This window comes from uncultured Kiloniella sp. (genome assembly GCF_937128705.1).
Taxonomy (GTDB): Bacteria; Pseudomonadota; Alphaproteobacteria; order Kiloniellales; family Kiloniellaceae; genus Kiloniella.
The window spans coordinates 1-3048 of the sequence record NZ_CAKZMP010000369.1 but is presented as its reverse complement, the minus strand read 5'-3'; the positions used below and the strand labels follow the sequence as shown (position 1 = coordinate 3048).

4 protein-coding genes and 1 pseudogene are annotated in these 3048 nt (G+C 45.8%); all 5 read left to right on the top strand.

Going from position 1 to position 3048, the window contains the following annotated elements; all coding sequences use genetic code 11:
* Positions 1 to 274: pseudogene (locus Q0241_RS18600) on the top strand (cytochrome-c oxidase, cbb3-type subunit I); the annotation flags it as partial.
* Positions 275 to 289: 15 nt separating this feature from the next.
* Positions 290 to 1015 carry a cytochrome-c oxidase, cbb3-type subunit II gene (ccoO, locus tag Q0241_RS18595; protein ID WP_299380546.1) on the top strand — a complete coding sequence of 242 codons (726 nt, stop codon included), beginning with the start codon at positions 290 to 292 and terminating at the stop codon, positions 1013 to 1015.
* Positions 1016 to 1025: 10 nt separating this feature from the next.
* Positions 1026 to 1175: a cbb3-type cytochrome c oxidase subunit 3 gene (locus Q0241_RS18590; protein WP_299380544.1), complete on the top strand. Its 150-nt coding sequence runs from the start codon at positions 1026 to 1028 to the stop codon at positions 1173 to 1175.
* Between the two features lie 2 nt (positions 1176 to 1177).
* Positions 1178 to 2047: a cytochrome-c oxidase, cbb3-type subunit III gene (ccoP, locus tag Q0241_RS18585; protein ID WP_299380542.1), complete on the top strand. Its 870-nt coding sequence runs from the start codon at positions 1178 to 1180 to the stop codon at positions 2045 to 2047.
* 83 nt (positions 2048 to 2130) lie between these two features.
* Positions 2131 to 3048, top strand: a 918-nt coding sequence (gene ccoG, locus Q0241_RS18580; RefSeq protein WP_299380540.1) for a cytochrome c oxidase accessory protein CcoG, incomplete at its 3' end; no start/stop codon positions are given.

The following is a 3048-nucleotide window of genomic DNA, read 5'->3' as shown; positions in this document are numbered from 1 at the left end:
TCTTCTATACATCACGTCTATGTGGGTATCCGGTATTCTACAGGGGCTAATGTGGCGTGCCTATGATGACCTTGGCTTCCTAGAATACTCTTTCGTGGAAACTGTCGAAGCAATGAATCCTTTCTATTGGATCCGTGCAATCGGTGGTGCCTTCTTTGTGGTCGGTTCTCTGATCATGGCTTACAACCTATGGCGGACTGCCCGCGGAGATGTAAGAACGGAAAGCCGTTCACTTGCTCCTGAAGCTGTTCCTAGCCCCGTAGCTGCAGAATAAGGAGGCTATAAGATCATGATTAAGCATGACATTTTTGAGAAAAACTCAATCGTTCTATTGATTGGTATTCTAATTGTGGTTTCAATTGGTGGACTGATCGAAATTGCGCCGCTCTTCTTTCTTGAAAGTACAATCGAGAAAGTAAAGGGGATGCGTCCTTATTCGCCATTGGAATTGGCTGGTCGTAACATCTACATTCGTGAAGGCTGTTATAACTGTCATTCGCAAATGATCCGTTCTTTGCGGGATGAAGTAGAGCGTTATGGACCTTACTCTCTTGCAGCTGAATCAATGTACGATCATCCCTTTCAATGGGGATCAAAACGTACAGGACCAGATTTAGCACGTGTCGGTGGCAAGTATTCTGATGAATGGCATAAGGAACACTTGATTAACCCACGCGGAATTGTTCCTGAATCTGTGATGCCGGGCTATCCTTTTCTTTTGGATGCACCACTACGTTTCAACGATATCAAACAGCACTTGGAAGCAAACCGTATGGTCGGTGTTCCCTATAGTGACGAGATGATTGAATTGGCCGAAGCGGACTTGCGTGCTCAGGTTGATCCAGACGGTGATACCGATGGACTACTTGCCCGTTATCCGAAAGCACAGGTTCGTAACTTTGATGATAACGCCAAAGTAATTACAGAGATGGATGCTTTGATTGCTTACCTGCAAATGCTTGGCACCCTCGTGGACTTCTCAGCTTATAAGGCTGAAGGTCCGGAACTGCGATAAGGAGACTGTTATGGAATACAACGACATTTCTACTTTTTCGCAAACTTGGGGGCTTGTGTATCTGGTTGTGATGTTCTTGGGTGGCGTTATTTATGCGCTGTGGCCAAAGAACAAAAGCAAGTTTGATCACGCCGCTCAAATTCCATTAGAGGATGACTAGTTATGGCAGGAAATCCAAGAAAAGACGAGATCTCTGGTGTCGATACTACTGGTCATGAGTGGGATGGCATTGAAGAACTGAACAACCCTCTTCCCCGTTGGTGGTTATGGGTACTCTACGCATCTGTAATCTGGTCCATTGGGTACTGGATTGCGATGCCAGCCTGGCCAGGTATCAGTGATTATACCAAAGGTGTATTGGGCTACTCCCAACGCCAAACGATTATGAACGAACTGGCAGAAGTAAAAGCCGGACGTGCTGATATCGAAGCAAAGATCGTGGCATCCAGCTTAGAAGATATCGCAAAAGATCCGAACCTTAACCAGTACGCGCTTGCTGCTGGGCAGGCGGCTTTTGGCGATAACTGTGCCGGGTGTCACGGTAGTGGTGCCCAAGGTGCCAAAGGCTACCCGAACCTGAATGATGACCACTGGTTATGGGGCGGATCTCTCGAAGACATCCACTACACCATTAACTATGGTATTCGTTCTACGCACGATGAAACCAGATTTAACGATATGACCGCGTTCTTGACTAATGAGATTCTGGAAAAACAGGAAATTTCTGACGTTGCGGAATATGTGTTGTCTCTGTCTGGCACATCAAGTGACAGTGAGGCTGCTCAACGTGGTTTACCTATTTTCGAAGATAACTGTGCCGCTTGTCATGAAACAGGTGGTGTGGGTAATCGTGAGATGGGGGCACCAAATCTGTCAGATAAGCTTTGGCTCTTCGGCGGTGATAAGGAAACCGTTGTTCAGTCCATTTCTTATGGTCGTAAAGGTGTCATGCCAACATGGGAAGCCCGTTTGGATCCCGTGACAATTAAAGCCTTGAGCATTTATGTTCACTCCCTCGGTGGTGGGGAATAATACAAAGGCCTATGTACGGGAGAGCTCTACCTCTCCCGTACTATAAAAAAATAACTTAACGTCAGAAAAGAACGTCTGTAGAAATGAGCACCAAGCTGGAACAGATCGTTAAGGAAGCCACCGTTGAGGTGGAGGCCGTTAACAAAAAAGAGAACCGTCCTCTCTATAAAAAACGTGAACCTATTTTCCCAAAACGTGCAGAAGGTCAGTTCCGCCGGTTAAAGTGGCTGATTATGATCGTCACGCTTTCCATTTATTACTTAGTTCCTTTTATACGCTGGGATCGTGGTCCCGGTGCACCGGATCAAGCTGTTCTTATTGATTTTCCGGGCAATCGTTTTTATTTCTTTTTTATCGAACTCTGGCCACAGGAAGTATACTACATTACGGGTATTCTTATTGTTGCCGGGCTTGTTCTTTTCTTTTTTACCAGTCTTTTTGGTCGCGTGTGGTGTGGCTATGCTTGTCCACAAACCGTCTGGACCGATTTATTTATTGCCGTTGAGCGTTGGATCGAAGGTGATCGGAATGCTCGGATAAAATTACATCGTCATAAATGGGATTTTGAAAAGGTCTGGAAATACACCCTAAAGCATACAATCTGGTTGATCATTGGTATGGCAACGGGTGGCGCATGGGTATTTTACTTTGCTGATGCCCCTACTCTCTTAGTCGACTTGTTTACATTACAAGCCGATATAACCGCCTATTCCTTTGTCGCCTTACTGACTTTTACGACATACACCCTTGGTGGACTATCTCGGGAACAGGTTTGTATCTATATGTGTCCGTGGCCCAGAATTCAGGCCGCAATGATGGACGAAGATTCATTGCAAGTTACCTATCGTAAAGATCGTGGCGATCCCAGAGGACGCGCAAAAAAAACACAGGATGATAAGGCCTTTGGCGATTGTATCGATTGTAAGCAGTGTGTTGTTGTCTGCCCTATGGGCATTGATATTCGCGATGGTGCTCAATTGGAATGTATCAACTGTGCCCTT

Coding starts and splice junctions, on each gene's coding strand:
- ccoO (WP_299380546.1), top strand. CDS start 290: ATGATTAAGCATGACATTTTTGAGAAAAACTCAATCGTTCTATTGATT.
- Q0241_RS18590 (WP_299380544.1), top strand. CDS start 1,026: ATGGAATACAACGACATTTCTACTTTTTCGCAAACTTGGGGGCTTGTG.
- ccoP (WP_299380542.1), top strand. CDS start 1,178: ATGGCAGGAAATCCAAGAAAAGACGAGATCTCTGGTGTCGATACTACT.